This window comes from Methanomethylovorans sp., from assembly GCF_050177135.1.
Classification (GTDB): domain Archaea; phylum Halobacteriota; class Methanosarcinia; order Methanosarcinales; family Methanosarcinaceae; genus Methanomethylovorans.
In genome coordinates, this window is record NZ_JBFXHJ010000121.1 from 1 (window position 1) to 6,663 (window position 6,663).

7 protein-coding genes are annotated in these 6,663 nt (G+C 43.1%); all 7 read left to right on the top strand.

What is annotated here, in order from left to right; translation table 11 throughout:
- On the top strand, nucleotides 1–339 hold a 339-nt coding region (locus AB7U21_RS09285; protein WP_428388530.1), incomplete at its 5' end, for a sensor histidine kinase.
- Nucleotides 340–358: 19 nt separating this feature from the next.
- Nucleotides 359–781, top strand: coding sequence for a response regulator (locus AB7U21_RS09290; RefSeq protein ID WP_333788369.1), 423 nt, complete (start codon nucleotides 359–361; stop codon nucleotides 779–781).
- A 75-nt stretch (nucleotides 782–856) separates the two neighbouring features.
- Nucleotides 857–1,660, top strand: a complete 804-nt coding sequence (locus tag AB7U21_RS09295; protein ID WP_428388532.1) for a helix-turn-helix transcriptional regulator — start codon at nucleotides 857–859, stop codon at nucleotides 1,658–1,660.
- A gap of 76 nt (nucleotides 1,661–1,736) precedes the next feature.
- Nucleotides 1,737–2,717, top strand: a complete 981-nt coding sequence (gene ala, locus AB7U21_RS09300; RefSeq protein WP_428388535.1) for an alanine dehydrogenase — start codon at nucleotides 1,737–1,739, stop codon at nucleotides 2,715–2,717.
- Nucleotides 2,718–2,852: 135 nt separating this feature from the next.
- On the top strand, nucleotides 2,853–3,113 hold the full coding sequence (locus tag AB7U21_RS09305; protein WP_428388537.1) for a hypothetical protein: 261 nt from the start codon (nucleotides 2,853–2,855) through the stop codon (nucleotides 3,111–3,113).
- Between the two features lie 307 nt (nucleotides 3,114–3,420).
- Nucleotides 3,421–4,071, top strand: coding sequence for a cobalamin B12-binding domain-containing protein (locus AB7U21_RS09310; protein ID WP_428388539.1), 651 nt, complete (start codon nucleotides 3,421–3,423; stop codon nucleotides 4,069–4,071).
- Between the two features lie 573 nt (nucleotides 4,072–4,644).
- Nucleotides 4,645–6,549 carry a DNA topoisomerase (ATP-hydrolyzing) subunit B gene (gyrB, locus tag AB7U21_RS09315; RefSeq protein ID WP_428388541.1) on the top strand — a complete coding sequence of 635 codons (1,905 nt, stop codon included), beginning with the start codon at nucleotides 4,645–4,647 and terminating at the stop codon, nucleotides 6,547–6,549.
- Nucleotides 6,550–6,663: the final 114 nt, after the last annotated feature.

Consider the following 6,663-nt stretch of genomic DNA (forward strand, 5'->3'; position numbering starts at 1 on the left):
AATGGGAAGATCAATGTCAAAGTGCACATAGATTCTGTTTTTTTAGATATGGATGTAGCCATACCTCTGGGTATGATAGTTAATGAGCTGGTTTCCAATTCTTTAAAACATGCCTTCAGATCGGGAGATAAAGGCGATATCCTCATTGATCTGAGCTTTGACGGAGAAAAGTTCACACTGGTGGTATGTGACAATGGTGCGGGTTTCCCTGAAGATGTCAATTTCAGGGAAACAGAATCTTTGGGACTGCAGCTTGTGACCACGCTGGTAGACCAGATCGATGGGACCATTGAACTTGAAAGAACTGAGGGGACAAGATTTAGAATAACTTTCAAATGAATAAAAAAGGGTGAAATCTGTGGATGAAGTCAAAATATTGATAGTAGAGGATGAAAATATAATTGCACTTAATATCAAGAAGAAACTGAAGAGTTTTGGTTATGCAATTCCTGCCATTGCAACCACTGGCGAAGAGGCTGTCAAGATGGCTGAGATCATTTTACCGGACCTCATCCTTATGGATATAATGCTCAAAGGGGAAATGGACGGTGTGGAAGCTGCAGAAGAAATACGGAAGCAATTTGATATTCCGATCATCTATCTTACAGCTTATTCAGATGATAAGGTGCTGGAAAGGGCAAAGATAACAGAACCCTATGGTTATATTGTAAAACCTTTCAAAGCCAATGACCTGCGCTCCAACATTGAGATGACCCTGTACAGGCACAGTGTAGAGAAAGAGATCAACAAGAAAAAAGCTTCCTTCGAAGGAAGCAGGTAAACAAAAGAGTCACTTTTTCAATGCAACATTTATACCCAAAAGAGCAGATATATAGAGGGGGATTGTGAGGGCTAAATGAAAACATCTCTAATTGACACCATGCTGAACTCGGAAAAGAGAAAGAACCTTTTACTTCTGCTTATGGAAGGAGGGAAAGATCGTAATGAAATCAAAACAGCCCTTAATGTGACCTCTACAGCCATTATCCCACAAATAAAAAAATTAAAAGAGTGTGGCCTTGTGATCCAGGAGGAAGACCATTATTACCTTTCTGACATGGGTGAAGTACTGGTCGAAAATATGTTGCCTTTCCTCAATATTGTAGAGGTCTTTGAGGAGAATGGGGAATACTGGCTTACTCATGACCTCAAAGGCATACCCTGGCCTTTGCTGAAAAGACTCGGTGAGCTTGGAAATTATCTTATCATCGAACCTGATCTTAATTATCTCTTTGAGTTCCCCCGAGAGTTCAAGGAAAACATTTTCAAGTCCAGTTTTGTAGAGGCTTTTACTGCTTATTTTCATCCGGAATATCCAACCATTTACTCAAAACTTGCGGAGCAGGGTATTAACGTATCTCTTGTGCTTACCGCCTCTGTTCTGGAGAGGTTCCAGAAAGACTATGCAGATCAGATGAGAAAAATGACCGTTTCCGAAAACACAGAGGTTCTTGTAACCGATGATATTCCTGGACTGGCCACCATTGTGACCACTGACCGTTTCCTACTTATGTGTTTCTTCAATAAAAGCGGCCACTACGATCACCGTGTCATTATGAGCTTCGACCCCCGGGCCCTGCAGTGGAGCCAGGAATTGTTCCGGCAGTACAAAGAAAAAGCCCGGAGGATCAATATGTATAAAATGCACGAAGTACAATAGATTGGTCTTTTTGGTCACCGGCATTATTACTATACAGTTCTGAACAAACTGATAAAAGTATGGAAGTGAGGATGCTATGGATGTGTTATGGCTTGATCGATCCGATGTGCAGAGCTTGTTGGACATGCAGTCCACAATAGAAGCCGTGGAGAAAGGTTTCAAACAGCATGGCCTGAAAAAAGTGCAGATGCCTGCTAAATCGTATCTTTTTTTTGAGAAGCATAATGGGGATCTGCGCACCATGCCGGCGTATATGGAAGAGGAAGATATCGCCGGCGTGAAGATCGTGAACGTGCATCCCGATAACCGTCAGAGGGGACTGCCCACCGTCATGGGGATGGTGGTGCTCAACTCCACTCAGACAGGTGAGCCGCTGGTTATCATGGACGGGACCTTTCTCACGGATATGCGCACAGGTGCTGCAGGAGGCGTGGCCGCAAAATACCTTGCAAGGAAAGATGCGCATGTGGTGGGAATGGTAGGTGTGGGAGACCAGGCCCGTACTCAGTTGCTTGCCCTTTCTCAGGTAAAGGACATACAGGAAGTGAAGCTTTTTTGCAGGAACATGGCACACTGTGATCACTTTGAGAAGGACATGAGCCATGTGATGAACTGTGAGTTCCTGAAGGAAGACAATATACAGGATGTATGCGCTTGTGATATCCTGGTAACTACCACTCCGGTGCGGGAACCGCTTGTCATGTCTGAATGGGTGCAGGAAGGTACACATATCAATGCCATAGGAGCGGACGCAAAAGGCAAAGAAGAACTGGACCCCCGACTCCTCATGCGTGCTACAGTGATAGTGGATGACATGTTACAGGCATCCCGTTCCGGTGAGGTCAATGTACCCCTGTCAAAGGGTGTGATCACTGCAAAGGACATCTGCTGTGAGCTTGGAGAGATAGTGGCTGGCATTCGCCCCGGAAGGCGGTCGGATGATGAGCTCACCATTTTTGACTCCACAGGGCTTGCAGTGCAGGATATAGTCACGGCCAATATGATATACAGGAAAGCTCTGGAACAAGATATAGGCCAGAATATAAGGATTTTCTAACAGGATAGCTGATGGAAACCTCTATTTGGAAAAGCTGATAATCTGAGCTTACTTAATGCAGTTTGCAGTAAAGGAGATCAAGGCACAGGTCAGTGTTATTTTACTGGCAGATCATGAAAGATAGAAGTGAGTAAAATGAGTGAATACGAATTACCCGACATTCAAAAAAAAGCCCTGCATAATTGGATAATGTTAAACATAGCCCCACAAAAGGCACCAAATAAAAATTACACTAGTTATGCCCTTAAAAATTTATTTGAACAATCACCTGATGGTTTCTTTATCACGAACAAGCAGTTTAAAGAAGCGATGGTCAGATGTGATTTCGTACCCGTAAATAAAAATAAATTGAATTGGGAATTCCGAATTTCCCTGAAATCTCCAGGATCGAAATGATCTAAACGGGGTTATAAACCTACTATAATTCTGAAGAACTTTGAAATTGCCGGAGTTCAGTCCATCCTTAAAGTTAAGCATCCTTTACTTAGGATAATAACGAGCTGGTTTCAAAACTACTATACTACTATTGTTCTTGTTGTTTGCCTTACCAGAAGAATAAAGAAAGCTTGATAGATAATGATTTTGTATAGTAGATCTTTGGTAAAGTGATAGCAAAATGAGTTGTTAAGCCAGTTCTATATCTAATCGGAAAAGCTGTATCAAAAACTATTTATCGATCTCCTGTTCCATCAAGATAGGAAACATGTTGGACGAAGATAAACTCCTGGCCATAGGATATGATGCTCTTGTGCAGGTCAATGAAAAGAAGGTCATTGAAACTGCCAGAGAATGGATGAAAAACAAATATGAGCCTAGAAAGCTTCTAAACAAACTGGCAGAAGCCATGGTGGAGGTCGGCAGGAAGTTCGATGAAAAGGAATATTTCCTTGCGCAGTTCATTTTATCCTCCAATATTATGGAAAATGTTACCGAAATGATCCTTGAAGAAGCTGCAGGAACAGAAATGGTACCTGAGCATAAAGGAACCATAATCATGGGTACTGTTAAAAATGACATACACGATCTGGGCAAAAAAATAGCTTCGAGCATGTTGCGTGTAGAGGGCTTTACAGTTATCGACCTCGGAAAAGATGTACCTGCCGAAAGAATGGTTCAAACTGCAGCCGAACATAATGCTGACATCATCATTGCATCCTCCATGACGACATTATCCATGACGGGGCTGATGGAGATAAATGAACTGTTGCAAACTTCAGGACAAAAAAAAAGAGCGAAATTAATAGTGAGCGGTGTCTCGGTTACTCAGGAATACGCCGACCTCGTCGGAGCAGACGCTTATGCTAAAACTGCTGCAGATGCGGTACTGATAACTAAGAAACTGATGATGAGATAATGAGCTGGTTTCATAAACAGTTTGGAGAAGATTAAAAGAATGTGAGAGAAGTTTTGAAACAGGTTCTTTAAAAAAGAAAGCTCAATTAAAACTAGCTCTATGTGACAAACTAATTTACCACCATTTTACCTATCAGTATCACAAAGCCTCATTATTTCAACGTTATTTTTAATATAATTTTAAATATTTTTATATTCTTCACTCATATGCTTAAACATTGTATGTCAAACTTCAACGAATACAATATAAGGCAGGTGGGCCCAGCTTTCCAAGTTCAACCCAAAAACGGAAAAGTACGAGAATTTCTCCATCTTCAAGGACTACCTGGAACTGCCGGGTCTTAAGATCCCGGAATTGCTCATCAAATTACAGCATATCGGCCGCTCCATCTATCTAATTATATAAACCTTTATGAATAATGAATGCTATATTCAGTGCAGCATTAGTTAAAAGAAAAATGTATCAGTAGATATATACAACAGCAATTTTACCTTCATTTCCAGGCATTCTAAGACCATGAGTTTTAAGCACAATTCAATTTATTAATTCATCAGATTTCACGGAGATCAATACATGGACAAAAAAGAAACTTATGATGCCACGCATATTCAGGTACTTGAGGGCCTGGAGGCTGTGCGCAAGCGTCCCAGTATGTATATAGGCAGTGTTGACGGCAGAGGTCTGCATCACCTGGTATACGAAGTGGTGGACAACAGTATAGATGAAGCGCTGGCAGGTTTTTGTTCTCAGATAGATGTTACTATCAACACGGATGGTTCTGTGACAGTACAGGATAATGGTCGAGGTATTCCTGTAGACGATCACCCCAAGTATAACAAGTCCGCTCTTGAGGTCGTAATGACCATACTACATGCCGGTGGTAAGTTCGATAAAAGCTCCTACAAGGTTTCCGGTGGCCTTCACGGAGTAGGTGTTTCAGTGGTGAACGCCTTATCAGAATGGATGGACGTCTATATAAAACGTAATGGAGATCTGTATTACCAGCGTTATGCAAGAGGCATACCCACTGCATCAGTCCAGTTAGTTGGAAATGCAGAAGGTTCCGGAACGACGATAACCTTCAAGCCCGATGCCTCCATCCTGGAAACCACTGTTTTCAGCTATGAGACCCTTGTAAGCCGTTTAAGGGAACTTGCATTCCTGAACAAAGGATTGAAGATCACTATCTCGGACAAGAGAGCATACGAGGAACAGAAGGATGTATTCCAGTACGAAGGAGGGATCATATCCTTTGTTGAACATCTCAACCAGAAACGCAATACGCTTCACAAGGACGTCATATACTTTGAGCGGGAAAAGGAAGGAACCATAGTTGAGATAGCCATGCAGTACACTGATAGTTATAATGAGTCGGTGTACTCCTTTGCGAACAACATAAATACACATGAGGGCGGCACGCATCTTGTAGGATTCAAAGCAGCTCTCACGAGGGTCGCCAATGATTACATCAAGAAGAACAACCTTGCCAAAGGTGATGATAAACTTTCCGGTGAGGATATCAGGGAAGGTCTGACCGCTATAATCAATGTGAAACTCACCGACCCCCAGTTCGAAGGACAGACCAAAACAAAACTTGGTAATAGTGATGTCAAAGGTATTGTCGAATCCATGGTTTCTGACGGGCTTGCTGAGTTCATGGAAGAGAATCCCAAGATCGCAAATGTGATCCTTCAGAAAGCGCTGGATGCCCAGCGTGCAAGAGAAGCGGCCAAAAAGGCAAGGGAACTGACAAGACGTAAAAATGCCCTTGATATAAGCACCCTGCCTGGAAAACTTGCAGACTGTTCCGAAAAGGATCCGTCACAATGCGAATTATACCTTGTGGAGGGTGACTCTGCAGGCGGCTCGGCCAAACAGGGACGTGACAGGCGGTTTCAGGCCATTCTGCCTTTCCGTGGTAAGATCCTCAACGTGGAAAAATCCAGGCTTGCCCGTATACTAAAGAACAATGAGGTGCTGTCTCTCATAACTGCCATGGGAACAGGCATAGGGGATGATTACGATATCAGCAGAGCGCGGTATCACAGGGTTATCATTATGACCGATGCCGATGTGGATGGTGCTCACATAAGAACTCTTATACTTACATTGTTCTTCAGGTACATGCGCCCCCTTATCGATGAAGGTTATGTGTATATAGCCCAGCCTCCTCTATATCGTGTAAAAAAAGGCCAGGCAGAGCATTATGTGTACTCTGACAGGGAGCTCAATGCCAAACTGCAGGAAATAGGAGATAAAGGTGTGAACATCCAGCGTTACAAGGGTCTTGGAGAAATGAATCCCGGACAGTTGTGGGAGACCACAATGAATCCCGAGACCAGGACCATACTGCAGGTCACCCTGGAGGATGCAGTGGCTGCGGATGAGATGTTCTCCATCCTGATGGGCGATGAGGTAGAGCCCCGTAAGAACTTCATAATGAGGAATGCCAAACAGGTCACTAACCTGGATATCTGAGGTGTGGTAGATGGCAGATGACAATAAAGAAAATAATGGAATGGACGAAAATCCTCTGGGTATCCAGCCCACAGAGACCGGTGAGAAGGTAGTTCCTGTCCTTATAGAAGACGA